Source organism: Glaciimonas sp. Gout2 (genome assembly GCF_035018905.1).
Lineage (GTDB): Bacteria > Pseudomonadota > Gammaproteobacteria > Burkholderiales > Burkholderiaceae_D > Glaciimonas.
Genome location: NZ_JASJXA010000020.1, coordinates 48810 through 75805, shown reverse-complemented (window position 1 = coordinate 75805; position 26996 = coordinate 48810). Strand labels below are relative to the sequence as shown.

Below are 26996 nucleotides of genomic sequence, written 5' to 3'. Positions count from 1 at the left end.
AAACGCGATTAGTTTTCGCCGTCAGTCGCGTATTTTCTCACATAGGGACAACATGTCTTCATTTGCATTTTCAGTATTATTTATAGTTTTTTTGGCAATAAGCCTATCAGTACGCTTTTGGCTCGGTTCGCGACAGATTCGTCACGTCATCCAGCATCGTAGCGCAGTGCCACCCGAATTCGCCGAAAAAATTCATCTTTCGGCGCATCAAAAGGCCGCAGATTACACCGTTGCCAAGACCAAATTTGGACTTTTTGGCTTACTCATCAATGCCGTTGTGTTGATCGGCTTCACGCTATTGGGTGGCTTGCAATGGCTATCCGGCTCATTATATGGCTGGACCGGTTCTGGCATGTTGTATCAAATGAGCCTGGTGGTCGCCTTTGTACTGATCTCTGGCGTAATCGATTTGCCAATTGCCTATTACAAACAATTTGTTCTTGAAGCGCGTTATGGTTTCAACAAAATGACGCATAAGCTGTTTTTCGCCGATTTGTTAAAAAGCACCTTGTTGGGGGCTGCAATTGGCTTGCCGTTGATTTGGGTGATTTTGTTACTCATGGAAAAATCCGGTGATATTTGGTGGTTTTATGCCTGGCTGGTGTGGAGCGGTTTCCAATTATTGATGCTCATTCTGTTTCCAACGGTGATCGCACCGCTGTTCAATAAGTTCACGCCATTGACTGATGACAGCTTGCGAGCACGGATCGAAGGGTTGATGCAGCGTGTCGGCTTTGCTTCAAAAGGACTGTTCGTCATGGATGGCTCCAAGCGCAGCGCGCACGGCAATGCTTATTTCTCCGGCTTTGGCGCTAGCAAACGTATTGTCTTTTTTGATACATTACTGGCGCGCCTTGCACCGCATGAAATCGAAGCGGTATTGGCGCATGAATTGGGACATTTCAAACTCAAACATATTGTTAAGCGGATCGTGGTCATATTTGCAGTCTCACTTGTTTTCTTGGCATTACTCGGTTATCTCAAAGAACAATTATGGTTTTTTACCGGACTTGGCGTTATTCCGTTGCTGTTATCTGACCTTTCGAATAACAATGCGATGGCATTAATTTTGTTCATGCTGGCACTGCCAATTTTTACGTTCATGTTGTCACCGCTGTCATCAATCACTTCGCGAAAGCATGAATTTGAAGCAGATGCGTTTGCAGCCAAATATACTAATGCTGACGATCTGGTCGCCGCGCTGGTTAAATTGTACGAGGACAACGCCTCGACGCTCACGCCTGATCCGTTACATTCCGCGTTTTACGATTCGCATCCTCCAGCCTCGGTACGTATCAATAAGCTACTCGCCACAAAATTAGAACCGGTTACATTCCATGGTTGATCATTACAAACCGAAGCCGGGTAAAGCGGTAAAAACGGGCATCGCCAATGCTGTCGGCGTCGTCATCGCGGCCCACGGACGTCACTATATGGTTCAGGCGCTAGTGGATGGCGAGTCCTTAAAACTGCATTGCGTGACACGCGGCAAGAAGAGCGATGTTGCCGTGGGCGATAAGGTCAATCTCAACATGACCTCAAAAAACCAGGCGGTGATCGAGTCCCTCGGAGAACGGCGCAGCCTCTTATACCGTTCGGATCAATACAAATCGAAGTTGCTCGCCGCCAATGTTTCACAACTATTTATCGTCGTGGCGACGGAACCGGGCTTTACCGACGATCTGATTTCGCGCGCCTTGGTGGCGGCTGAAGCGGCGGGTGTCGCCGCGCACATCATATTGAACAAAACCGACATCGTCGCCTCACTGCCGAGAACACGCGAACGGCTACAACCGTATGCCAAGCTTGGCTATCCGATCCACGAAGTATCGGCAATAGGAGCGCCAGAGCAAACCTGCGCCACCTTAATGCCTCTTCTGGAAAACCAGTCGACCATCCTGATCGGGCAATCAGGTATGGGCAAATCATCGATCATCAATCTGATCGTGCCAGACGCTGACATTGCCACCCGGGAAATCTCGGCGGCATTGGATACCGGAAAACACACGACGACTTTCACCCGATTGTATGAAGTGCATCCAACGGCTGACGATGAAACCTACATCATTGACTCGCCCGGATTTCAGGAGTTTGGCCTGTATCAACTCAGCGAAGGCATGCTGGAACGCGCTTTTCGAGAGTTCGCACCATTTTTGGGGAAATGTAAATTTTACAACTGCCATCACTTGATAGAACCGAATTGCGCTGTTCTTGAAGCGGTGCAAGAAGGAAAAATTGCCCCAATGCGGCATCAGCTCTATAAGCAACTGTTGCATGAATCATCACAAACACTGTATTGAAGCCAGATGATGCGGCCATCCCAACATGCTTCCGATACGCCGTGGCTTGTGCATGGCTTGTAGCGGAGATAAGGTTGATTAGGCTCCTTCCTTAGGTATCTTTTTGAGCAATATCCCTTATAATTGAACGGGTTAGAAACTTCGGCGGCAGATCTACCACTGGCCGCCATTTTCATTTATGGCAATCAAACACTACCTGCAGTTTTCCGACTTTACGCTCGATGAGTACGAGTACATCATTGAACGTACCCGCATCATCAAGCGTAAGTTTAAGAACTATGAGCCGCACCACCCGCTACTTGATCGCACGCTGGTGATGGTTTTCGAGAAAAACTCGACCCGCACCCGCTTGTCGTTTGAGGCCGGAATGCATCAACTCGGCGGTGCCGCCATTTATCTCAACACGCGCGACAGCCAACTCGGACGTGGTGAACCGGTCGAGGACGCCGGACAAGTGATGTCACGCATGTGCGACGTCATCATGATCCGTACCTTCGGCCAGGACATCATTGAGCGTTTTGCTGCCAATTCACGCGTGCCGGTGATCAATGGCCTGACGAATGAATATCATCCATGTCAGGTATTGGCGGACCTTTTCACTTACGTTGAACAACGTGGTTCTATCACTGGCAAGACGATAGCGTGGATCGGCGATGCCAACAATATGTTGTATTCATGGCTACAAGCGGCGCAGGTGTTTGGCTTTCACGTCAATATCTCAACGCCAAAAGGCTACGATCTCGATCCGATGCTGGTCACCGCTGATAGCACGCAATACACTTTGTTCGATAATCCCTCGGATGCTTGCGTGGGCGCACACTTGGTCACGACCGATGTCTGGACGAGTATGGGTTATGAGGCTGAAAATAATGCACGCCTGAAAGCCTTCGATGGCTGGATCGTGGATCAGGCCAAAATGGCACGTGCACAGCCGGACGCACTTTTCATGCATTGTCTTCCCGCGCATCGGGGTGAAGAAGTATCAGCCGAAGTCATCGACGGACCACAATCGGTCGTTTGGGACGAGGCTGAAAATCGCTTGCACGTGCAGAAAGCACTGTTGGAATATCTGGTGGTAGGAAAACTCGATACCTGAAATGTATATTTTTAAATGCGATTTCTGTCTTACATTCCTACGCAAGCGAGAATGCAACCAGATCGCCTAAGCAGACTTTCAAGCGGTGTAACGCCACGTTGACGCCGACCGAAAAGCCACTTAGTTAACACGTTAGCTAGCAACTTAATTACTGAATAGCACTGAAACATTAGAAAGAAGATCATGAGCGACGTAAAAAAAGTAGTTCTCGCCTATTCCGGCGGCCTCGACACTTCAGTCATTTTGAAGTGGCTACAAGACAACTATCAATGTGAAATCGTCACCTTCACCGCCGATTTAGGTCAGGGCGAAGAGCTGGAACCAGCGCGCCAAAAAGCATTGAAATTTGGTATCAAGCCGGAAAATATTTACATCGATGATGTCCGTGAAGAATTCGTGCGTGACTTCGTATTCCCGATGTTTCGTGCCAACACCGTGTATGAAGGTGAATACTTGCTCGGCACGTCGATTGCGCGTCCGTTGATCGCAAAACGCCTCATTGAGATCGCCCGCGAAACCGGCGCAGACACAATCTCGCACGGCGCGACCGGCAAAGGTAACGATCAAGTTCGTTTTGAGCTTGGCGCTTATGCGTTGATGCCAAACGTCAAAGTCATTGCACCTTGGCGCGAATGGGATTTGCTGTCGCGTGAAAAATTGCTGCAATACGCAGCAGACGCCGGTATCGAAATCGACATGAAACACAAAAATGGCGGCGCACCCTATTCAATGGATGCCAACTTGCTGCACATCAGCTTTGAAGGCCGTCATTTGGAAAATCCAAGTGCCGAGGCCGAAGAAAGTATGTGGCGCTGGACTGTCAGCCCAGAAGCAGCACCGGATCAAGCCGAATACCTCGACATCGAATACGAAAAAGGCGACATCGTTGCACTCAACGGCACGCGCATGTCACCAGCAACCGTTCTGACCGAACTGAACCGTTTAGGCGGCAAGCACGGTATCGGCCGTCTGGATCTGGTCGAAAACCGTTTCGTCGGCATGAAGTCACGCGGCTGTTACGAAACCCCGGGCGGCACGATCATGCTGCGCGCACATCGCGCCATTGAATCCATCACACTGGATCGCGAAGTCGCGCATCTGAAAGATGATCTGATGCCACGTTACGCATCGATGATTTATAACGGCTTCTGGTGGGCGCCGGAACGGGTTGCATTGCAGACGCTGATTGACCAAACTCAATTACGCGTCAACGGCTGGGTTCGTCTCAAGCTCTATAAAGGCAATGTCATCGTCGTATCACGCGACTCCAAAACCGACTCATTATTCGACATGAAGATTTCTACATTCGATGAAGATGGCGGCGCTTATAACCAAGCCGATGCAGGCGGTTTCATCAAACTGAATGCGTTGCGTTTGCGGATTGCTGCTAACGCGCGTAACCAGCGCGGATAATATTGGTCGCAAAAGTGTCTGAATGATTTGAATCACATTCACTCATTCATTCACTAAAACACTAATACACGTGAAATTTTGCCTGAAAAAATAAAAAGTCTCTATTGATGCAAGGATCAATAGGGACTTTTTATCGTTGAAAGCATATTCAGCGATCTAGCGCGCCGATGTAGAAAAATACTAACGCACGACATCCACGTTACGCATCTTTTTTTACATATTTTTTGCGTATTGATTACGGAAAATATTGCATTAAATATTATGGACAAGCCGATCATGAAAGCAATGAAATTTGGCATAATTGCCACGCTTTATCACATTCACCAACTCTTACCCTCTAACTAAAAGGCTTTCCTTATGAGCGCGCAATTCGATAACGTATCTGTCCTGAAACAAGCCAGCGTCTACTTTGATGGCAAATGTATTTCCCACACCATCATTCTTGAAAATGGCATAAAAAAAACCTTGGGTGTAATCCTGCCTTCGACGCTGACATTTAACACTGGCGTGGCCGAAATAATGGACGTCACCAGCGGACTCTGCCAAGTGCGCCAAAAAGATCAGCCGCTGTGGACCAGGTACGTGGCAGGCGATAGCTTTGATATTCCAGCGAATTCCAGTTTTGATATTGAAACGATTGAGACGCTGAACTACGTTTGTCATTATGCCTAACATCGTATTGAATGGAGAGTGGGCGGCTTCTTAAAAGTCGCCCACGGTGCAAGACGACTCATGTAAAACCGCCTTGCACGTCATCACCGATCACACAAAAATCGGCTCCGGTTCCAATGCCACGCCAAAGTGCGCCATCACATCGGCCTGAACCGCTTCCGATAAGCGAACAACGTCTTGCCCGTTCGCACCACCTAGATTAACCAGAACTAACGCCTGCTTTTGATACATGGCAACCCGTCCCAGAGCCTTCCCTTTCCAGCCACATTGATCAATCAACCATCCAGCGGCAAGTTTAAAGCCACCGTCTGTTTGTTTATAGCTGACCATTGCAGGATGTTGGGCGAGTAAAGCGTCGCGTTGAGCGGCTGGGATGATTGGATTCTTGAAAAAACTGCCTGCGTTGCCGATCACCGCTGGATCAGGCAACTTGCGCGTCCGAATCGCGATGACGGCGTTACTCACATCAAGCGCATCTGGTTCGGCGATACCACGCGCCGCTAATTCATCCTTAATATCGCCATAACGCACATCCGCTTGCCAACGTTTCGGTAATGAAAATGTCACATCAATCACGACAGCACGGTCGCGTAAAGCGTGTTTAAAGATACTGTCGCGATAGCCGAATGCGCAATCTTTGCGATGCAACGTCAACATTTCTCCGGTCGTAAAATCGAATGCGGTTAGCGCATGAAACCGGTCTTGCATCTCAATGCCATAAGCGCCGATATTTTGAATCGGTGCGGCACCAACATTGCCTGGAATTAACGATAGATTTTCTAATCCACCCAATCCGTGCGTCAATGTCCACTCAACGAGCGCGTGCCAGGTTTCACCGGCAGCGACACGTATCATGACAGCATCAGCATCTTCCCCAACAACTTGGATACCTTGATTGCGGATGTGCAGCACCAATCCTGGAAAATCGCGCGTGAGCACCACATTACTACCGCCACCTAATATCAGGCGCGGCAACTGAGATAGGGCTGGATCTGATCGCACCAGTTGCAGGTCTGCCACCGAGTTGATCGATAAATAGGCATGAGCGGTCGCCTCGATACCTAATGTATTGAGGGCGCGCATGGGAAAGTCGGTCTGAACCGCCAAATTTGCGGTGAGAGTCGTGTCGTGCTGATAGGCGAAAGGCATACAAGATTATACGTAAGTCGCACAGCTCCCGCCAAATAAGCGAGCAAAACTCGGGTAAAGTAGACACCACGGTGCAAAGAATGAGGGAAGCCATAGCCGCCCGGTTTTTTGTTCGATAGAATGCACGCTATGAGGCTGTCGGTCTAATTGGTTCGAAGCGATAGGATCGTCCACAATGGGCCAAAATGCTAAACGGTACGCACGGCCTCAAAGAATACAAAATACACGCACCATTAGAAAAACATTAAGGAATTACCAAAATGCCATCATTTGATACCGTTTCCGAAGCCAATCTTGCTGAGGTTAAGAATGCCGTCGATCAAGCCAGCAAAGAAATTGCTACGCGCTTCGACTTTAAAGGCAGCGATGCACGCGTTGAACTGAAAGAGCGCGATCTGACTGCTTACGCCGATTCCGACTTCCAATTAGCCCAAGTACGCGATGTGCTCACAAGTAAGCTGGTGAAGCGCAGTGTTGACGTAAGATTTCTCGACATCGGTAAGATCGAGAAAACTGGCGGCGACAAGGTCAAACAAGTCATCAAGATCAAGAACGGCATCGAATCCGACGATGCCAAGAAAATCGTTCGCGTGGTCAAAGACAGCAAGATGAAAGTACAGGCCAGTATTCAGGGCGACGCAGTCCGCATAACCGGTGCCAAGCGCGACGATCTGCAAGCGGCGATGGCAATGCTGCGCAAGGAAGTACCAGACTTGCCGCTGGAATTTAACAATTTCAGGGATTAAGCGAGATTGTTCGCTACGGCAGTCTCAAGCCTCAAAAGACGCCACTGCGGAAAAGCGCTATATCGTGCGCTTTCCGCCCTCCTCCACGTTAACTTGCCTATCGGAAGTCCACACTCCATGCGCTTGCTGAAGCTGAACGCCTGCCTTTTCATGATAATTACGGCATTATCGGCTCAAGCAACCGATATCGGCGTGGCTGGCCTTTTCCCTGGTAAAGCGGTTTTAATCATCGATGGCGCCGCTCCTAAAACCTACTCTGTCGGCGATAATGTTCGCGGCGATATACGCCTCACTTCAGTCACAGGCTCGACTGCAACGGTGAATGTAAAAGGCAAACTTGAGACCATCGGTATTGGTGAGTTCGTCAGTCGCAGTGCGCCCAGCGCAAACGCCAGTGTGACGTTGAAAGTAAACGGCGCAGGTCATTTTGTGGCACAAAGTCAGGTCAACGGCGGAATCATGACGATGTTGGTTGATACCGGCGCGACCGTCATTGCTTTGCCGGCATCAGATGCGATCAGGCTTGGCATCAACTACAAGCGAGGTCAAAAAACGATGATGAATACCGCCAACGGTCTTACGCCTGGTTATCGTGTACGGCTAGATATCGTCAAGGTTGGCGATATCGAAATAAGGCAGGTAGATGCAGTCGTGCTCGAAAGCGGATTGTCATTTGCATTGCTGGGTATGTCATTTCTCAATCGCACTGAGATGCGGCGCGAGGGTGACATGATGGTCTTGACCAAACGTTTTTGATTAAAGACTTACGAAAAAATAAAGGCCGGTTCAGATAAATGAATCGGCCTTTATTTTTTGCTCAGAAGCGATTTCCGCACTGATCGATCACAGCAGTTACGCCGCGTTTTTTTTCAGACGACGCTGCTTAACCGCCTCCGCCAATCCATCAAGGACGGCAATACTTTCTTCCCAACTGATGCAACCATCGGTAACCGATTGACCGTAAGTCAGTTCCTTGCCTGGAACCAGATCCTGACGTCCGGCGACCAGATGTGACTCAATCATGACGCCCACAATGCGATCGTCACCAGCGGCGATTTGACTTGCTATATCAGCACAGACAGGAATCTGATTCTCTGGCTTCTTAGAGCTATTCGCATGCGACGCATCAATCATCAGGCGTTGCGCCAAGCCATTCGCTGCGATGTCCTTGCAGGCTGCATCGACACTTGTAGCGTCATAATTAGGTGCTTTTCCACCGCGCAAAATGATGTGGCAATCTTCATTTCCGTTGGTCGATACGATGGCAGAGTGACCGCCTTTGGTGACCGACAGAAAGTGATGTGGCTGCGATGCTGCTTTCATAGCGTCTACTGCAATTTTTACGTTGCCGTCAGTGCCGTTTTTGAAGCCAACCGGACATGACAGGCCAGATGCCAACTCACGATGTACCTGGGATTCAGTGGTCCGTGCGCCAATCGCGCCCCAACTGATCAGGTCAGCGACGTATTGCGGGCTGATAACATCGAGGAACTCAGTACCCGCTGGCAAACCTAACTCATTAATATTGAGCAGCAATTCGCGCGCCATGCGCAAACCGTCATTGATGCGGAAACTGTTATCCATGTAAGGGTCATTGATCAGACCTTTCCAGCCAACCGTAGTGCGAGGTTTTTCGAAATACACACGCATCACGACTTCCAGTTCGCCTTTCAGACGATCACGTGCGACGACCAAAAGACGTGCATATTCCATCGCCGCTTTGGTGTCATGAATTGAACAAGGTCCAATCACGACCATCAATCGGTCATCCTGTCCATGCAAAATGCGATGTAACGCAATGCGCGAATCAGCGGCTGTGGTAGCACCTTTTTCGGTGACGCCAAATTCGCGGATTAAATGGGATGGTGGCGTTAACTCTTTCATTTCTCGTATGCGCAAGTCATCGGTACGTGGCATTTCTCTCTCCTGGCTAAAAAGTGACTGGGAATAAAAAAACCGCCATCAGGGGCGGTTTTTTTGAATTTCGGTTTGTTCTGTGATTACGAACGCTTACCGCTTTTCACCGCCGTGGGGCTGGAATAGCTAAAATAAAAATAAAAGTAAGTGTTTGAAAAAGACATTTTTTCGCGTAATTAATGAGAACTATGGGCCAGATAATGCAGCAATTTTGAAAATTAAGCAAGCACCACCCAATTACCACCGAAAAATTATGTGCGTTATCAATCAGAAACGCAATCTGCACTCGCAGAATAATGCCTTATAATCAATTCTTTAAATCATCCAACGTAGGGTCGCCATTGGCCATTTGTGCATCGTGACCGAGTTTTCAAGGCGCGGTTCAGAGACAGTTCCTACTGAGAATTCGGTTTCGGAAAACGTGATATTAATCGCAGCCACCGCGTCGAACAATGACCATTGTCCGACAACATAACGTTTAGTTTTCGGATGGCTTAGGTACATGTGTCAGAACCTGCTGACTCAGCCGATGACGTGATCGCCAATTAATGCAATACATCCTCGATATTAGGAAGAAAGTAAAAGCGTAGCACGCGGATTCCGAGCGCTGCAAACAGGTACATCACTGCGACAAACCAGAATCCTGCGGTCAGGCCACACCACGCAATAGCGGCCGTCCCGCACCCAAGGCCAAGTAATGCGCCGGCCTTGGCCGCACTATTTCCCAGCCCCATAATGTAACCTTGAATGCTGTCGCTGCTGGCACGCGACAATAGCGCATAAAAAACCGGCAATAGTCCACCTAGCCATATCCCCCATAGAAACCGCACGGCAATGAACGCAGTAATGTTGGTAGCCAATGCCTGCAAACCCACGGTGACTGCACACAGCAAGGTAATGCGTTCGACCGTTCCCAATGCGCGCGCGTCAGATTGCTTATCGAAGTAGCGCGCCCAAAATGGCGCCGAGAGCGTTAGACCCAAGGCGGTGACTCCGTAGCAAAGTCCAGTCACCCACGCCGGAGCCAATAATACGCTATCGATATAGAGCGCAAAGAAAACTTGCGGCATCATTTTTCCGGCTTGTATCAATACGATTGCTAGCAGCAATCCGATCCAAAAAAGGGATAGATTACTAGCGTTTTTTTTGATCATACAAACGCTACTGCGTGGCTGTGGCAAACAATTTCGCTGCGGCGGTAAGCATGCAGTCGCAGCTATTGCGCATGACAAACATAACCCGGTTGCGACCAAATTTACACTTTCAAATCCGGAATAGGCATATAGCCACCCTCCGAGCATCGGCCCCGCAAAAGAGCCAATTGCCGTCGCCGTTTGTAGCTGTGCGATCAGAAAGGTACGTTGTTTAGGCGCACTCATACCGGCCCCGTAAGCTTGTGCTGCGGCGATGAAGCCAGCAAAACCACCCTGTACCAAACGTGCAAGCAAGATGCTGGTGACACTTCCCGCGATTGCGACCCATAATTGGGTTATTGCGAGCGCAAACAGGGCACGCAATAACATCGGTTTGTGTCCAAATCGATCCCCCAAACGTCCCCATAGCGGCGTCGTCAACATCGCCGCCAGCATCGGACCAGCATATACTGCACCGCCAACGATACTGGTCATCTGTGGTGAAAGATGGCCGAGGGAGCGCAGATAAACTGGCCAAAAAGGGCCACTCATTTCGAGTGCTCCCATTGATACCAACTGAATCCCGTACAGCCACCATAACGCACGGCGGCTTTGAGCTGACTCAGTTGCCATTGATCCTTGCCGTATCACTTGGATCTAGCCCAACAAGTGGATTTGACATAGTACGCAACTCATCGTCGGCGCTTTCCGTCAGACGCATTCGCATAAACGATTTTGCAGGCCATGCTTGTTCCATTAATAGCGCGTGTTCCTCCTTCCACAATGTAGGGGCGATGCGCGGCTTCAAATGGTCGAAGGCACCTTGCATTACATCGCGCAGAACCGTCCACAGTTTTTTCTCTGGTAAATCGTAAAGCTGCGTTAATAACAGAGCCAGTTCACCCAGATGGCAAAGAAAGACCGCATGCAATAACTTATCGCGCACCGTTTGACGATCCTCAAATACGGTCTGATCAGCCTTATAACAACGCAATGTCAACCCTGCGACCCGGAGAGCCTCGGCATGAATACGGATATCACCAAAATCACGCAATAGTAATTTTTGTGGCATGCCGTCCGCGTCGATCAGTACAAAACTATTCTGTTGGTGCGCCTCAAAACCTATGCCGTACAACAAATAAGCGCCAAGCGTAGCGGTCACCACAATCTGCGCATACTGGTGGAAGAAGGCGATCGCGCCTTGTGCATTATCCTGAAAAGCGCTTGCAACCAATTCCGTCACTAATGCCGTCTTTTTACCACTGTTTTGTATAGATGTTGGGGCAAAAAGTGCGCCTACAGGAATCGGAAACAGGCCGTCCTGAGCGTGATGCATGGGATTGACGCGATACAAAATCGACAGATGCCGGGCGTGCTCATCATTACCTTCGGGATCAATATAATGCAAGCCGATCTGCTCGCAAACGATGGCCAACGTATCACCGAAGCCCTGCTCTCTCGCAAGAATTTCCTGTAGTAGAGCGCTCACCCGCGGGCCCATTTGGGCTGACTTTGGGGAAAGACTTCGCTGCACACTCGTCAACCGTAATGAGATCGGTAATTTCATCATCGGCAAATGTGAAGAGCGTTGTGGAACGACAGTTCGAAAGGACATAGTTGGCGAAGCCACGCACGTGACCTCGTTAAGTAGAATTAATTTCCGATCAGCGATCTCAAGCGCAAATTCGGTCGGCAAATGGCGTTGTGCCTGCCATGGATGCATCGGCAACGGCAACCATTCAGAAACGGTTAAATTACGCGCAAGCAAAGCCTCTTTCCATATTCCCCAAACCTGCGGAAAGGTAAGTTCGAACCAATCCGAATAAGTAGAAAAGCCAGACATTCCTGGCATGTTTTCTATATGCATAACGTCGGCACGCACTGCAGCGACTTCGACTTCGATGCTGGCTTCGAATTCAGGAGACATGTCAAATACCTCCTGCTTTGACATCCCAAGTTTTGTCTTATAGTTTGGATGCCATGGATGTCCCAGAGTGCCCCATTGCTCAAGAAACAGACACCCATTAAAGCGCTCGCCACCTTTGTTGTTTCCTGATTTTTTTTGCAACCAGGAAATCATTCCTTCCCTCATCGGTATTTCTTGCTCAAGTCTACGCGCCCAAGATTGACGGTAAGCCAGACAGAGCGTGTCGTTCTCGGTGCTATTACGTAATTCGGCTTGCAGCCTTTCAATGTCCGGCTTTGAAGTCGCTACTTCAAACAGACCGGCCAAAATATTTAGCGCTTCGGACGGGGTCGTCACTTTAATCGGCCTTTGATGATTTTTCAAATAATGAATATGGCCATTCAATTGCCAACTCCCCGCCATTCCCGCCTTCAAACCATCGAAACGAAACAACGTTTTACTTCGCCAGTGCGGCAGCCAGACCGCATCACTCGCGGGATCAAAAATTAACTGATCAGAATCGAGTAATTTTTCGCGAAATAAGGCCTGCAACAAGAGTTGCAAACCACGTTTATTGGCTTCAGCTCTGGCCAGAGTCCATTGTGTCTGCGTCAAATTTTGAGGAAAATTATCAACACGTTCCGTCAAATTGCTAGTGACACTTAGAGTAGTTTGAATCATATTAGAACCCTTCCCGTGCAAAAAAAAATGAGATCCAGGCCACCTCTTCCGCCAACTTGAAATCGATCAAGCGATGGGAAAGAGATGAAACTTCCGATAAAGCCATAATTTAATAATGAGAATCATTCAAACATGCTACTTAAGTTGACACCACCAATCCTTGATCGGCAAACCGATACTTTTTTGAAAAAAAAGAGGATAGCTTTACGTGAAAAAAATCTTCGCGCAAAAAAAAACCGCCATCCGTGGCGGTTTTTATCATTCGAGAAACATCGGAGAATGCTAAGACTTACGAATTTTTGCAATAGTTTCGTCGTGCATGAATGTCGACGAATTTGGCATACTGGTGGTTATCATTTGAATGTGAGGAATGCCATCTTCATCATACACTTCACCGATCGGCTCAAAACCGTAGCGACCATAGAACCGTTGCAAATGCGCCTGCGCACCAATTTTAATGGCATGCCCGGGAAATAACTTCGCGACTTGCGCCATCGCTTGATTCATCAAGGCATGTCCGGCGTTCATGCCACGCAATGTTGACGCGGTTACGACCCGACCAATTGACGCTTCTGCGTAAACAACACCGGGCGGTGCGATGCGCGCATAGGCTACTAAACCGGCGTTGGGCAAATAGCCGAGTCCGTGCCAGCATTGCTGATCAATCCCGTCTGCATCTTGAAAAACACACTTCTGCTCTACAACGAAGACTTGCTGACGCAAAGCCAACATATCATACGTCTGGGAAGCGCTCAAATCTTGAAATGGAAGCCAACTCCAGTCGAGCATCCGGGTATTTTCCTGATTATTTTTTACCTCATGCTCCGACTTATCAGCGACGGCAACCTTTTCGACCATCATGCGCCTTTCGCTTTTAAGCAGTTCCACCTACGGTCACGCCATCAATCCGCAACGTTGGCTGTCCCACGCCAACAGGTACGCTTTGACCTTCTTTACCGCAGACGCCCACGCCTGGATCAAGACGCATGTCGTTGCCAATCATCGACACGCGATGCAGTACGTCAGGGCCATTACCAATAAGCGTCGCACCCTTGACCGGATAAGTGACCTTACCGTTTTCGATCATGTATGCCTCGCTCGCGGAGAATACGAACTTGCCGTTCGTTATATCGACCTGTCCGCCGCCGAAATTTACCGCATATAAGCCATTTTTGACCGAAGCTAGAATCTCAGCCGGATCTTTATCACCGGCGAGCATGTAGGTGTTGGTCATCCGTGGCATCGGAAGGTGGGCAAACGATTCACGACGTGCATTACCCGTGACCGGCATCTTCATGAGACGCGCGTTCATGGTGTCTTGAATATAACCTTTGAGAATACCGTCTTCGATCAGCGTGGTGCACTGCGTTGGATTGCCTTCATCATCAATGTTCAGCGAGCCACGACGGTCCGCCAGCGTTCCGTCATCGACTACCGTTACGCCTTTGGCGGCAACGCGCTCTCCGATGCGCCCCGAGAACGTGCTGGAACCTTTGCGATTAAAATCGCCTTCGAGGCCATGACCAATCGCTTCATGCAACAAAATACCTGGCCAGCCATTACCCAGCACCACGGTCATTGGACCGGCAGGAGCGGGACGAGCGTCCAAATTCACCAAGGCCGCTGCGACTGCTTCAGCGGCATATTTTTCCAGCAACTCATCGGTAAAATAACCGTAACTATAACGACCGCCACCGCCGCTACTACCCATTTCACGTCGACCATCTTTTTCTGCAATAACAGTGACTGATAGTCGTACCAATGGGCGAATATCGGCAGCAATAACGCCATCACTTCGCGCTACCAGAACGACGTCATATTCACCAGCCAGCCCGGCCATGACTTGCACGACGCGCGAATCTTTAGCGCGGGCTATGCGTTCGATTCGCTCCAGCAATTTTACTTTTTCAGTTGCATCCAGCGACGTTAAAGGATCGTTGGGCAAATACAACGAGCGACCGCCTTTTTGCTCCATGACACTCGCTATTTTTACTTTTCCTGCACCTTGACGCGCAATGGTACGCGTCGCAATTGCAGCATCGTGTAATGCGCGTTCCGAAATTTCGTCTGAGTAAGAGAACGCCGTTTTATCGCCAGAAACCGCGCGTACACCGACGCCTTGATCAATGGAGAAGCTACCGGTTTTGACAATTCCCTCTTCCAGACTCCAGCCTTCGCTTTTTGTAAACTGAAAATAGAGATCGGCATAATCCACCTTGTGCGTGAACATCGTCGCGAGCGCTTTTTGCAGACTGGATTCATCAAGGCCGAAAGGCGTTAGCAAAACATCGCGTGCGACAGCGAGCGCTTGTAGATTGGGTTCAAATGGTTTCATATTATTAGGTGCCTTGCAATGTGGACAGATTAAGCTTGATTGTAGAGCATCCAATTGCTGGCTGCAGTAAACAACCTAAAAACAGCCCCCAAATAGCCTAAAAACAATACGAAAACCGCATCAAGGTAATCCACGAGGGCCAGGTAATGCGTCAATTGTCAGAACGATCACTTTGCGCACAAATGATGGGTTGAGGCAACAAAGCATAAAAAGCGTAACGCTCATTGAGCAATGTGTAAATTTGCATTGAAAAATTAGCAGCCGCGGGATCAAGATAGGAGACAATTTCGATCAGATGCGAGTTGTCCTCTTTCCCGCCCCATACTTTGGTGTAGCGCCCAGTTTTATAGCCGTGGTTTTGGCGGAAAACATTTAATACATGCTTAGCAATATATAAGACCATAATCTGGTCCCAGTTCAGACAACAGGCACGACACGTGACCTCCAGCAAAGCCAATTCGTTGCGCCCACTAGCAGCAAAAGCCGCGATTAGCTCCAATAGCTTCGGTACGTCGCACTGCGCCAACGTATATTCTTTGCCATCAAAATGGCAGCTTTCCAGTTTTGGATTGGAGCGACTTAATAACACGCTTGTCGCTACATTCAGGTTCCCATCACATTCACTAATAAGGTGAGACAAGCTGAAGTGCAACATATCAATGAGCTCAATCTGCACTAGAGAAAAATCTCTTGGCTCGCTACTCCACCATTTCCATCCATAGTGATCCAGTGCTTCGACAGCCTCAACCAGTACACCGCGTAAATAGGGATATCCCGAACCTAACCAATTATCATCAACCTTTCGATTAATTTTATCTTGCATAGCCAGGATGATTTCTGCTTGTCTCACATTTATTTTTTCCACGATGACCTATCTTAGATTGTTATTCGCTTCGATTCACTATAAACGAGATGAATTCATTCCCAGCAGGTAAACCAAGACAATTCTGCCAAGATAATTCTCTCTTTATTAGCGCAACCTAAAACAGGTTTTCATCGGGTCGTAGCGTTCCATTGACTTCTTTCTGAGGTCAACATATTGCAATGATTTGATCAGGTGAAATTTTTCTAAAAATCTGCCTGTATTTTTTTTCACCTTCCTTTTTTACTAAAGTGAAAAGAAAACGTGGACGAACACCAGCGTCACAGCTTAAAAATAGAGCGTGAAATGAGAGGATGTAATTAGAAGAATTTTAACGAATTCGCGCAATCAGATAGCACACGATGTGCGCCACCTGATGCGGATTAATTTTAAGTATTGCGGGCGAATCTCATAAATCAAAAGTGTTACAAATTATAGTTTACAGCGGCGACGATGATTATCTGGATCATTGCATAAACCAACCATGACTCACCACGATCGACTGGCCAGTCAATGCATTAGATTCGAATCCCCCAAGAAATATGGCTGTTTGCGCGACATCATGTACCGTCGTGAATTCACCGTCCACGGTATCTTTCAACATCACGTTTTTGATAACCTGATCTTCAGTGATTCCCAATTCCTTGGCTTGCTCTGGAATCTGCCTTTCAACCAGCGGTGTACGCACAAAACCGGGGCAAATGACGTTCGCGCGAATCTTGTTCTTTGCACCTTCCTTGGCGACTACTTTTGCCAGACCGATCAAACCATGCTTAGCGGTAACATACGGTGCTTTCAGGGGCGAGGCTTCATGCGAATGCACCGATCCCATATAAATGATCGAACCGCCCGTTCCCGCCTTGATCATTTCTCGCATAGCCGCGCGCGTGGTCAAAAAAGCGCCATCGAGGTGAATCGCCAACATTTTTTTCCAGTTATCCAACGTCGAGTCAACGATAGGCGCGATAATCTGAATTCCCGCATTGCTGATCAGCACGTCAATACTGCCAAAAGCGGCAACCGTATCTGCGATTCCCTTATCAACCTGCGCTTCATCCGTGACGTTCATCGCGACTGCCATTGCAGTACCACCGGACTTATTGATTTCGTCAGCGGTAGCGGTAGCAGCGTCGAGGGCCAAATCGGCGATCACAACTTTAGCACCGGCACGTGCGTATTCAATGGCGATTTCTTTACCGATACCGCTGGCTGAACCCGTAATTAGTGCAACTTTATCTTTTAATGACATAGCATTCCTTTACTTTGAATTGGCGAGATAATCATAAACAACAGTGCCGTGCGGCAACGTCAGATCGGACATAATATGTACAGCAGAAATCACTTCAAGCACAGGCAGATCAGCTATCGGTGCCAATGCATGGGGGCGTAAATCAAGGGCACCAGGACCGCTCCACGCACCTTTGATCGTCACATCGGTGAGGCTATATTGAACAAGTTCGCAGATTCGTGGCGTCCCGTCAACATGTGGAATAATCTTTAACAAAAAGGTCGGTGCTTCCAGCGATTTTTTGATCACGCCTGCGTCGAGGGGTAAATGCTTATAGCCCATCGTTCCAACGGCTATCTGGGTATCACTATAGGAGAGCGTACCAACCATCGTATCTTTATGCACTTTTAGCTGTGGTTCACCCATCTTTTTTGGAAAACCCCACAACTCCCGACCACCTGCAATTGGCGGCTGGTCATTCAAATACATACTGTGAACGTATCCTCCAGCAACACCATCCAGCGTTACCGGAATAACCTGTCCCGATTCACAATAATGCCCAAATCCGGTTGAATCCGGCATCTTGATAAATTCAAATTTGACGATGGGTTCAACAAATTGTAGCGGAGCAGGAATAATCTTTTTTAATGCTTCTGGATCTGTTCTGTAAGTGATGATCAAAAATTCCCGATCAACAAAACGATAAGGTCCGGGCGGAAAGGCGGGATTATGAAACGGCATAGCAAACGCGTTGCGGCGAATATCTTCTTCAGTCATAGCGCTTCCTCATGATAAAAAATACTACAGCCAATATCGATTTATTGAATCTAAAAAATATAGGGTAAAAATGATTCACGTGCTCATGAACGTACTAACAGGAATCGCTGCGCATCAATCAAGCTTGAATACACATAAAACACATGCGATGTACACAACACATGTGTCTCTGAATTATGCCTTACCGGCAGCGAGGCTGCAGAAAGCTTACCAAATTAGATTACGAGGGAGTTGCGTTGCCTTGAACACAATTTTTTATCGAGAAAGCACCTTTCTAGTAATAACAAAAAATTGACACGACTCCCTACTTCACGATTGTTTAGCAAGCCATTCCAGCAGTATTTTATGGAAATTTTCTGGATCTTCCATATGCGGGGCATGACCAAAATCAGGAAATTCAACCAACGTCGCTTGTGGAATCATTTTTGCAACTTGCTTGCCGAGGTGAGAATAATGACCGATGACGGCCTTCACTTCAGGCGGCGCCACATCACTTCCAATCGCGGTGGTATCGGCGTCACCAATCATCAACAGGGTCGGCATCTTTAAATTTTTAAACTCATATACAACCGGTTGCGTGAAAATCATGTCATATATCAGAGCCGAGTTCCAAGCCACCAATTTTTTACCCGGCCCCTGATTCAATCCCGTCAGCATATCTACCCAGCGCTGATACTCCGGCTTCCATCGTCCAACATAATACGTATTCAACTCATACTTTCGAATACCCTCCGATGTCATCTTGAGTTCGCGCTCGTTCCATTGGTCCACCGTTCGATAAGGTACGCCAAGTGCCTTCCAATCTTCTAATCCAATTGGATTGACCAGGACCAATTGATCGACCTGCTGTGGATACATCAAAGCATAACGTGTAGCTAACATTCCTCCGGTGGAGTGGCCGATAATCGTCGCCTTCGTGACTTCCAACTTTTCCAACAACCCATACGTGTTGATCGCCAGTTGCTGGAATGTGTATTGATAGTGTTCCGGTTTGGTTGATGTACAAAAGCCGATTTGATCTGGTGCTACAACCCGATATCCCGCGCCGCTAAGAGATTTTATGGTCTCTTCCCACGTTACGCCGCAAAAATTTTTACCGTGCATTAGTACGACAGTATGGCCATTCGGCTTAGTGACCGCAGCCACGTCCAGGTAACCCATTTGCAAATTAACGCCTTGTGATGAAAAGCCGTAATGCTGCAAAGGATAAGGCATTGAAAAGCCTTCGAGTTCAGGGCCATAAGTTGGTGCAGCCTGCACGATTGATGACGCCGCACCAAAAAAGGTCATCAGTAAAAAACTGAACGACCTAAAAGAGGGCAAATCTGGCATAGGATTTTTTCGGAAAAATGTGGTTATAGAAAAGGAAAAATATTCTGCGTAACGATAGCATCTGGCGCTAAAGAAGAATCTGTTTATTGCGACCAGTTTACGACCAAAATTCTCATCTCGGGCTTCTCCCATTTTTCTATATGAGAAAAATGATCCAAATCCGCTTCTGGCATGCAAATTTTGCGGTGTCACATTGCCGTAATACTTGCCTATTTCCGTTTCAAGTAAGCGCTGCATACCTAAAAAAACGATACAAAAATATGTAAGAACGCACGAAATAAGAACGCTCGTACGCATCTTTTGCGCAAAGCAAAAAACGCCATACAATGATTTTTATAGCAAAAAATGCCTATTTTTCCGCCCTAAAATTCACACTATTTAAATTAATTTTTCAGTTAAAAAAATCCGTGAATTTCATAGATAAATGATCTTGAAACAGAATTATTTTTAGTGCCATGGCACAACAATTGCGTTAGGGAAATTAAAAAAAGTGCCGCGTATAATTTTGAAAAATACCTAAAAAGACAAAGAGCACTATCGAATTATGTCGATGAAGTAGTAAAAAATGCTCCTGAATTGATGCCGCCCGGCGCTTCAGCAGTTGTGAATCCTGACAGAATTTGCCGAAACTATCCGGCAACGAGCACCGCAAAGCAATCCCAAAAAGAAGCCCTCGTACTACTGTAAAAAAGCACCGTTAACATTCGTTTTTTGATGTTGGCTACGTAATTGCATAACTGCGGAAATTTTTTTGTGACTGTTTTGCTTGCAACGGGGAATCGTCCCACAACCACGCGTCTTTAGGAGATTTCAAATGGCTACGCTTTCACTATCCAAATTCCGTCACATTAAAAATATTAAAACGGCATTGCGCCAACGTGGACAAGGAATGTCGGAATACATCATCATCGTGGCATTGATTGCGGTCGTAAGTATCGGTGTTTTTGCAGCCTTTGGCAGCACCATCCGCCATCAGGTTGCAGGTATGGCTGCAGAACTGTCTGGCAGTAACGGACAGACAGAGATTACTGCCGCTGGTACCGCAGCGACGCTGGCCGCCACGAGGGCTGCTACACAACGCACTATGAAAGATTACGGTACAGATAACCGTTAATCGCCCCACAAACGGTTACCGGCATCTGTCGCTAATCCTGGAGACAACAACTCTCGCGTCGCACATTTTACAGCGACGCGAGAAAATTTTACGGGAAAGAGTTGCCTCACTACCGACGGGCAGACTAGTCACGCAACAAAAGTGTTTGACCATGCGAAATCATTAATCTATAAAAACTTTGTTCAAATACGGGGCGCAAATTGAGACGTTTATCACCATGCGCTAAAGAAAGGATGGCGAGCGCCGTATGGCGCAACAGCAAAGCTGTGCACCAACATCGCCCTTCCCGCTCTATCGTCGCGCGTCAGCGTGGTGCAGTATTACCAATCGCCATCTTCTTCGCCGCTGTATTATGTCTCGGACTATTTGCGGTCTATAACATGGCGCAAGTAACCAGTGAGAAACGCCAACTAACGAACGCCGCCGACGCCATTGCCTATAGCACCGCAAATGTCGCCGCTGAGGGCCTCAACTACACCTCTTATACCAACCGCGCCATGATCGCCAACTATCAGGCGGTCGGTCAAATGACGGCGATGTGGTCCAACATGACTATGTCCGAGGAGTACTGGAAAAACAATTCAGTGGTGATGAAAGCGGTTGCCGCACTCGTTAAATATATTCCTTATATCGGCACAGGTCTATCTGGCGTTCTCAACGCAGTCAGTAAGTTTTCCACCTTTTGGGACAAAATCGTTGATGGTGTGCGCGTTACCAGTCAGGTATTGGCTAACGTTGGCACGGCGACGACCTCACTGACTAATTACGCTATTTTTGCATCGCAACAAGTGCATCTCGCCACCACTGCCTCGGCCATGATCTCGATGCAGAGCAATCTGCTGGCCGCCAATGCGCCACAAGCAGAATATATACCGCAGACGATCGTGTATCAGATTGGCAAAAGCATGGTTGACTTCGGCAGCATGATCAAACTGCATCAACCGCCGCGCAAGTTCTTAGGCGACACAGTGATGAAAACCGACATGCCGAACAGCACCGGTATTAAACACAATATGGTGCATGCCCTGATGATGGACGAAATGTTTGGCTTCACCAGCAATATGGCTGGGCGACGCCTGTTTCCAAATGCAGTAGGTTTATGGACGGTAGACGGTTGCAACCTGAGTGCCATCAACGGGATATTAACCGGGTTATCGACCAACGGCCTTGAACAGATCATACCTGCGCTCGCTGGCAACACCGCTGCTGATGTCATCGGCCCCGTCATCGAAGCCTTCATGAATACAGTCGGGCTCATCGCTAGTCCGATTATGTGTCTGTATGAACGTACGGGTGGGTCACGTGTGATCCAAATGCAAGACGGTACCTACGCGTGGAGCAATATTGACATCATGGAAATTAATCCGCATCTGTTTAATATTCATATCCCGATGGCGGGTGCCGTGACGATGTCCAAAGTTGGTCGTCAGGGACTAGACAAAAATCAAGAAATACCTGATGACCTGAAAAAGTTTGTTGACGTGGTAAATGGCAACGACGCATGGAAAAGATCCTTTTGGGGCGAAGCGGTCGCCATTGACGACTGCATGTATTTCACGCTCCCAACCGGCGGTGTGTACGCACCGCGCCTCGGCGGTGCCTGTGCGTCACTGAATGCCGGTGTGGCGAAAAAATATTACGATCGCGGCGTGATGAATATTGCCGAGTCTTCTGCCGATAGAGCAATGAAAGGCCAAGCCCAGATTGCGAATGCCACCGAGGTAATTAGCAATGCAGCCACTGCCACTTTGGCACCGATAATTCAGGCAGTCGGCAGCAGCATTAACTCCACCAGCTCGGCGTCATCTTTAATCAACCTAGCAGATGCCAACGCAGGCAACACCACTGGCGTATTGGGTGGCGCACCAGCTGGTCTTCCCGCATCCGGTTCAGCATTGAACGCGCCAACCCCAGGCAGCGGAGATCCGGCGGTAGGCATTGCGAGTGGTCTAGCACAACAAGCTGCCAATTTTGCGAACCTGTCGAGTCAGGGTAACAACGTCTCTTCGGCGGTTTCAAACGTGTTGGGCAACGGCTTCACCTTACCCAACATGTCCTTTACCGATCCGGTCAACGCGCCAGACGCATTTACTCAATTCCTTCTAAAAGCACTGGGATTGAGCGATTTAATCGATGTTTTGGGGATGCGCACTTCGCGCGGGACCGAAACGTTATTCCAAAAACCTGGCTTGGGTGGCGTGATTGCGGCCGATATGGGATTGCCGGCCGAACGTTTCGGTTTTTGGGAAATGCGTCACGCGAATCTTGGTAACTACCGTGTTCAAAACGCAGACCGTGCCAACGGGGACAGCAGCAATATATTTTTGGCTAGTAAGGAAGTCCAAAACAATGCCCTAAAAGATATTGGTCCATCCTTTGTGGTGGCCTTGCAGGAAACGGCAGAGAAACTGCCGCTGCGCTCAGAAAGCAAATTTAATCTTGGACGTGCACCGTTGAAGGATTATGACGCCGAGACCAAACAAAGTTATCTGAAAGCGATCGGCAAGGCCCGTGTTTACTACCGGGCACCAGTGGAGCGCTGGACCTCTCGAATGCAGGTTATGTCACACGCCAATCTGATACTGCCGTACTGGAATGCAAGGCTGGAAGGCCTGAACTATCCGGAAAAATCTCTATTCTTCCTGATCGACTAGCCCTATGCGCAACCCAGCTAAACGCCCAGCCAAACGCCAAAGCAAGCCGACCAGAGTGCCCTATCCAACCTTGCTGCAACCACGCCGCCAGCACGGGCAAGCGCTGGTGGAATCAATTCTGGCTTGCAGTATATTTATGGTGTTAGTTTTTGCCTTGCAGTGGGTATGGCGTTTTGGCGAATTGAAACAATTAAATACCGAGGCCACCCGCTTTGCGATTTGGGAACGTACGGCATACAAAAGTAATGGCGATGCCGACTTCCAATCATTATTTAGTGGCGATGCAGATCTGGCACCCAAGGTCTTTCGCAATGTTTATCTGACGCCACGCGGAGCCCGGCTTTCGCAGGCCAACGGTGGCGGCGATTTGCTGCAGGACCATCCTGACTGGATGAATACTGCAGCGCGCTTTTTTTCGAATACGTTTGCAACAGCTACCTTTTCTGCCGTTGCCAATAGCGCATTGACCGTCACCACAAACGCCAATAAAGTCCCGGGCGGACCGATGGGATTCGACCCCACGCACAACACGCTGACCAGACTTAAACTGGATGACCAATCGTACGAGCAAGTCCAGGTTACCGGCGCAATTGGACTCAGTGATTTCATTACCGCATTCATGCAACAACGATTTGGCGTGACGCCGCCAGTTGGATCACCCAACGCAGGAACCACCACGCCAACCCGCTTGGGTAGTTTGACCATGGTGACCAATTCCTGGTCTGCACCACCGGCAGTTGGCAGCAAGCGTATGTTTGAGGAACTCAACCCGTTGGGGCCAAGCAATTATGTGGGAATGGTGCTGAATAATGGCCAATACGCCAACCTGTCGCAACTGATCGGCGGCGCCTCTGGATTTGGCGCCAATTACCGAGTCGATAAGGTGGGGATTAATCCCGCGCAGATCTCCTCGTTGGTCTCGCAAGGAATGAGTTTCAATTACGACAGCCTGAAAAATCCAGCGGATCTTTTCAAAATTTTTAAACCAACTGATGATTACAAAGAAACTTTCCAATTTAAGGGCGGACCACCTTTTGAAGGCGATTACGTTGGTGTTGCCTGCACTTCCAACGTGCCACGCTCTATCCGCCTAACGCAATATACGCAGGACGAACTCTGCCCTGCGGGGATATTGCGCGCCCGCACCATTTCCATGTTCGACAACCCGGCGCTACGCTTTGTCTCACCCTAGTTCACCAACGTTAGGATCAACCACGATGCAAAAGTTAACCGTTGTCACAACCACGACAACTATCACCATGGTGAAGTGTGCCGATTGAAGAATCTGATCGCAACGTGCTTTTGGTTGTGCGCTCTGGTATCCACCAGCGCCCATGCATTTGACAGATGGAAAGGTGGAGAACAGTTACTTCTTGAGGGAATTCCTAAAGATTGGGGAATGACCAGAATGGCCGATGAAATCGAGGTGAACGGATTGCCGATGTTGATCTTTCAAATCGACGGACCGCAAAATCTGCGCGAAGCATCTGTACTGATCGCAGCTGCGTGGGCCAAAGATAGCTGGAAAGTGACCACCAAACCAGCTGGTCACGAAGTCCAAATCATCGGTATCCGAGACGGTTGGCTGAAGCAGGCCAATCTTAGCAGCAGCAATCGCAAGACCACGGAAGGCTATCTTAGCTTGTCAGACCTTCCAACCCGCATGAAAGCCGATATCGATTCCAAAGCGCCGGTGCTCGGCAAACACTTGCGCAAACCTTCCGGCACGATAATTTTGAACGAAGTGCGGACCGTGGATAAAGCGGGTGAATCAATTATGACGACGATGACAAACAACTTCGACCTTGAACAAAACATTGCTTTCTATGAAGAAGATCGCGCTGCGGAGGCCTGGAAAGTCGCTTACCGGCGCGTCGCTGAAGGTAACAAAGGAACCGTAATCAAGTTCGTCTCCGGCGAAAACCACGAAGCAACCTATACCTTCACCCGACGAGCAGGACAGACTTTTATTGTTGTCAACTGGATTACCCGATGAACCAAAGATTAAGCACAACTGGCTCACCCGTCTGCACCAAATGGAAGATTTTCTATTGCGAGGATTGTCATGCGTAATATCAGATTCGTGCGCATCGAACGAGGTCAGATTGCGGTGGAGTATTCCATTTTACTGGTCTTCGTGGCCATGGTTCTATTTGTTTCCGTCGATGGAAAGTCAGTCTTGAGTGTGTTGTTAGACGCGATTCGACATTTGAATTTTAGTTATATCCAAGGACTTGGTGTCGTCTCAACGCCTATTTAAAACCAACATCCTGAAATCTTCAACGACTGACGCCCATGCTGAGAAAAAATAGACGCAAGTCCAAACACCACCGAGGCGCCAGCCTCGTAGAATTCGTCGTCGCCATTCCCGTCGTTCTGATATTCGCCCTGCTTTGCCTGCAACTGATGCTGATGTATCGCGCCAAACTGGCACATAATTTTGCAGTTCAGGAAGCAGCACGCATCGGTGCGATGAGCAACGGCAGAGTCGTCCCACGCTTTGTGACCGATCCACTCACCGCGCAACTTGGCAACCTCGGCTATGCTGCTGTTGGCAAAATAGTGCACAGCAAAGACGCCTCTGGAAAAGACGTCATTAGCGTGGTCACAACACCCGGCAATGAACTGGCCGGGGCCGGTCAGGCCGGCGGCGTGATGGACGGTCCCTCCGCCAATAGCGACGTCGGCACATCGGGCGGCGATGGGTCCGAGGCGGCCAACAAGCCCGGTGGTGTCTCTTCCTTTCTGGGAGCGGCTAAAACCAAAGTAACGCCCGCAGTCTGGGCGTTCATCCAAGGCCTGATGCGCTACGGCGACAGCTCGGTATTGCAAGGTTTCATAAACGGTATTACGCCGATGTACATGGGAAGCGGCACTGGTAAACTCGCCGTGGTCGAGGCACAGGTAGCGGCCTATAAGGATGCGATGTTCAATTCTTGCATTCTGTATCACAACCCTACTCAAGCTGCTTTTCTCGAATCTGGCACCATTGAATTGCAGGGATTGGATTACGGCATTCTCAAATTACCATCCGACTATATGCGTTTTCGTACGCCACTTGGCGTTACCGCTGCCGCTGGCGGCGACGATCTTAGCAGCGACAGTCTTAAAGGTAACCTGACTAACAAAAACATTCAGGACAACACGATTCTATCGATTGAAATCTTATGGAGTTATCCGCTTAAAGTCCCGATCGCCAATAGCATCATCATCGGTATCACCAACATGATGGGCGCACTTAGCCCGAGCTCCAACCTGACCGCCGCATTTCAGGCCAAGGCGTTATCTCGCGGCCGCTATCCATTTTCTTCATCAGCCAGCTACCGTGCACAAAATGCACTGGCATGGCATCCGTTCTATCCATTAGGAAGTATGGCACCACCGCCAGGCGGCAGCGGCGGCTATGAAGCCTTCGACGTTATCGTCATAATCTGGAACAGTATCGTCAGCAGAATGGAAGGTAAGTTTGATCCCGCAGAACCACAGATCGGATTCTGCCTTGGTGCCATGGATATGGGTGCCTGGGCCGAGGGCGATCCTAACGACGTGAAAACACATTGGTGGGGTGAGAGTTACGACCGCTCACACAAATAGGATTCCCCGTTTAAGGACTACCCAAACAATCCGCACCGCACGCACCGCCTTTACTTACCGTCCTTTGCGCTTCTTTTTTCAAGCAGA

The 26996-nt window shown here is 48.8% G+C and carries 23 protein-coding genes; 13 read left to right on the top strand and 10 right to left on the bottom strand.

What is annotated here, in order from left to right:
- Positions 1 to 52 precede the first annotated feature (52 nt).
- From QN379_RS14630 to QN379_RS14610, 5 genes are all read left to right on the top strand, one after another.
- A complete protein-coding gene (locus QN379_RS14630) occupies positions 53 to 1345 on the top strand; it encodes a M48 family metallopeptidase (protein ID WP_323506958.1) in 1293 nt (430 codons plus the stop codon).
- Between the two features lie 88 nt (positions 1346 to 1433).
- Positions 1434 to 2300 carry a ribosome small subunit-dependent GTPase A gene (gene rsgA, locus QN379_RS14625; protein WP_322240535.1) on the top strand — a complete coding sequence of 289 codons (867 nt, stop codon included), beginning with the start codon at positions 1434 to 1436 and terminating at the stop codon, positions 2298 to 2300.
- Between the two features lie 178 nt (positions 2301 to 2478).
- Complete coding sequence (gene argF / locus QN379_RS14620; protein WP_322237033.1) at positions 2479 to 3396, top strand: ornithine carbamoyltransferase; 918 nt, start codon at positions 2479 to 2481, stop codon at positions 3394 to 3396.
- 183 nt (positions 3397 to 3579) lie between these two features.
- Positions 3580 to 4809 carry an argininosuccinate synthase gene (locus QN379_RS14615; protein WP_322237032.1) on the top strand — a complete coding sequence of 410 codons (1230 nt, stop codon included), beginning with the start codon at positions 3580 to 3582 and terminating at the stop codon, positions 4807 to 4809.
- Positions 4810 to 5166: 357 nt separating this feature from the next.
- Positions 5167 to 5481, top strand: a complete 315-nt coding sequence (locus QN379_RS14610; RefSeq protein WP_322237031.1) for a pyrimidine/purine nucleoside phosphorylase — start codon at positions 5167 to 5169, stop codon at positions 5479 to 5481.
- Positions 5482 to 5571: 90 nt separating this feature from the next.
- Here QN379_RS14610 and murB read toward each other — a convergent pair whose 3' ends face one another.
- The gene (murB, locus tag QN379_RS14605; protein ID WP_323506957.1) at positions 5572 to 6630 is read right to left on the bottom strand and encodes a UDP-N-acetylmuramate dehydrogenase; all 1059 of its coding nucleotides are present in this window, start codon (positions 6628 to 6630) and stop codon (positions 5572 to 5574) included.
- Positions 6631 to 6890: 260 nt separating this feature from the next.
- Between murB and QN379_RS14600 the strand changes: the two genes are divergently transcribed.
- Both QN379_RS14600 and QN379_RS14595 read left to right on the top strand, forming a co-directional pair.
- Positions 6891 to 7376 carry a YajQ family cyclic di-GMP-binding protein gene (locus tag QN379_RS14600; protein WP_323506956.1) on the top strand — a complete coding sequence of 162 codons (486 nt, stop codon included), beginning with the start codon at positions 6891 to 6893 and terminating at the stop codon, positions 7374 to 7376.
- 117 nt (positions 7377 to 7493) lie between these two features.
- Positions 7494 to 8132: a retropepsin-like aspartic protease family protein gene (locus QN379_RS14595; protein ID WP_322237028.1), complete on the top strand. Its 639-nt coding sequence runs from the start codon at positions 7494 to 7496 to the stop codon at positions 8130 to 8132.
- Positions 8133 to 8228: 96 nt separating this feature from the next.
- Here the strand turns inward: QN379_RS14595 and aroG are convergent, their stop codons facing one another.
- The 9 genes from aroG to QN379_RS14550 form a co-directional block, all read right to left on the bottom strand.
- A complete protein-coding gene (aroG, locus tag QN379_RS14590; protein ID WP_322237027.1) occupies positions 8229 to 9293 on the bottom strand; it encodes a 3-deoxy-7-phosphoheptulonate synthase AroG in 1065 nt (354 codons plus the stop codon).
- 545 nt (positions 9294 to 9838) lie between these two features.
- Positions 9839 to 11059, bottom strand: coding sequence for an MFS transporter (locus tag QN379_RS14585; RefSeq protein ID WP_322237026.1), 1221 nt, complete (start codon positions 11057 to 11059; stop codon positions 9839 to 9841).
- Positions 11049 to 13013, bottom strand: coding sequence for an IucA/IucC family protein (locus tag QN379_RS14580; protein ID WP_323506955.1), 1965 nt, complete (start codon positions 13011 to 13013; stop codon positions 11049 to 11051). The genes QN379_RS14585 and QN379_RS14580 overlap by 11 nt, the downstream gene beginning before the upstream one ends.
- Positions 13014 to 13295: 282 nt before the next feature.
- Positions 13296 to 13874, bottom strand: coding sequence for a GNAT family N-acetyltransferase (locus QN379_RS14575; RefSeq protein WP_323506954.1), 579 nt, complete (start codon positions 13872 to 13874; stop codon positions 13296 to 13298).
- 13 nt (positions 13875 to 13887) lie between these two features.
- Positions 13888 to 15348 carry a metalloprotease TldD gene (gene tldD, locus QN379_RS14570; RefSeq protein ID WP_322237023.1) on the bottom strand — a complete coding sequence of 487 codons (1461 nt, stop codon included), beginning with the start codon at positions 15346 to 15348 and terminating at the stop codon, positions 13888 to 13890.
- Between the two features lie 151 nt (positions 15349 to 15499).
- Positions 15500 to 16213 carry a dUTP diphosphatase gene (locus QN379_RS14565; protein ID WP_322237022.1) on the bottom strand — a complete coding sequence of 238 codons (714 nt, stop codon included), beginning with the start codon at positions 16211 to 16213 and terminating at the stop codon, positions 15500 to 15502.
- A gap of 463 nt (positions 16214 to 16676) precedes the next feature.
- The gene (locus QN379_RS14560; protein ID WP_322237021.1) at positions 16677 to 17459 is read right to left on the bottom strand and encodes a 3-hydroxybutyrate dehydrogenase; all 783 of its coding nucleotides are present in this window, start codon (positions 17457 to 17459) and stop codon (positions 16677 to 16679) included.
- Between the two features lie 9 nt (positions 17460 to 17468).
- Positions 17469 to 18215 carry an acetoacetate decarboxylase gene (locus QN379_RS14555; protein WP_323506953.1) on the bottom strand — a complete coding sequence of 249 codons (747 nt, stop codon included), beginning with the start codon at positions 18213 to 18215 and terminating at the stop codon, positions 17469 to 17471.
- A gap of 309 nt (positions 18216 to 18524) precedes the next feature.
- On the bottom strand, positions 18525 to 19505 hold the full coding sequence (locus tag QN379_RS14550; RefSeq protein ID WP_323506960.1) for an alpha/beta hydrolase: 981 nt from the start codon (positions 19503 to 19505) through the stop codon (positions 18525 to 18527).
- A gap of 856 nt (positions 19506 to 20361) precedes the next feature.
- Between QN379_RS14550 and QN379_RS14545 the strand changes: the two genes are divergently transcribed.
- From QN379_RS14545 to QN379_RS14520, 6 genes are all read left to right on the top strand, one after another.
- The gene (locus QN379_RS14545) at positions 20362 to 20661 is read left to right on the top strand and encodes a pilus assembly protein (RefSeq protein WP_322237019.1); all 300 of its coding nucleotides are present in this window, start codon (positions 20362 to 20364) and stop codon (positions 20659 to 20661) included.
- 200 nt (positions 20662 to 20861) lie between these two features.
- Entirely contained in the window at positions 20862 to 23315 is a 2454-nt protein-coding gene (locus QN379_RS14540) for a pilus assembly protein TadG-related protein (protein ID WP_323506952.1), read from the top strand.
- Between the two features lie 4 nt (positions 23316 to 23319).
- Positions 23320 to 24507: a hypothetical protein gene (locus QN379_RS14535; RefSeq protein WP_323506951.1), complete on the top strand. Its 1188-nt coding sequence runs from the start codon at positions 23320 to 23322 to the stop codon at positions 24505 to 24507.
- 84 nt (positions 24508 to 24591) lie between these two features.
- The gene (locus tag QN379_RS14530) at positions 24592 to 25311 is read left to right on the top strand and encodes a hypothetical protein (protein WP_322237016.1); all 720 of its coding nucleotides are present in this window, start codon (positions 24592 to 24594) and stop codon (positions 25309 to 25311) included.
- Positions 25312 to 25380: 69 nt separating this feature from the next.
- Entirely contained in the window at positions 25381 to 25575 is a 195-nt protein-coding gene (locus QN379_RS14525) for a hypothetical protein (protein ID WP_322237015.1), read from the top strand.
- Positions 25576 to 25610: 35 nt separating this feature from the next.
- Positions 25611 to 26909: a TadE family protein gene (locus tag QN379_RS14520; RefSeq protein ID WP_323506949.1), complete on the top strand. Its 1299-nt coding sequence runs from the start codon at positions 25611 to 25613 to the stop codon at positions 26907 to 26909.
- Positions 26910 to 26996: the final 87 nt, after the last annotated feature.